Here is a 230-nt window from a genome sequence, read left to right as displayed (position 1 = left end):
CATGAGCGCCAGCCGCATTGCGCAAGGCAGCCCCGGTAAGCTCCTCCCTGAACCGGGCTACTTTGCGCTGGCCGGTGGTGACGTCCAGGTGCAGCGCCAGATTCGCTAGGTTCATCGCCTGATGGAAACGGAACTGCACTGTGCTGAATTTGCGCAGGGCAATGAGTGAGTCAACGGTGCGACTGTGCATTTCAATGGGGCTGCTGATTACCAGATCGCCAGGCGCACCC

1 protein-coding gene is annotated in these 230 nt (G+C 60.4%); it reads right to left on the bottom strand.

Annotation, left to right across the window (positions count from 1 at the left end; all coding sequences use genetic code 11):
- The coding region (locus SB772_RS46240; protein WP_410839300.1) for a hypothetical protein at nt 1-230 on the bottom strand (230 nt) is incomplete at both ends.

Source organism: Paraburkholderia sp. SIMBA_030, assembly GCF_046535245.1.
Classification (GTDB): domain Bacteria; phylum Pseudomonadota; class Gammaproteobacteria; order Burkholderiales; family Burkholderiaceae; genus Paraburkholderia.
Note: the sequence above shows the minus strand (reverse complement) of the source record. Positions and strands in the feature narration are given on the sequence as shown.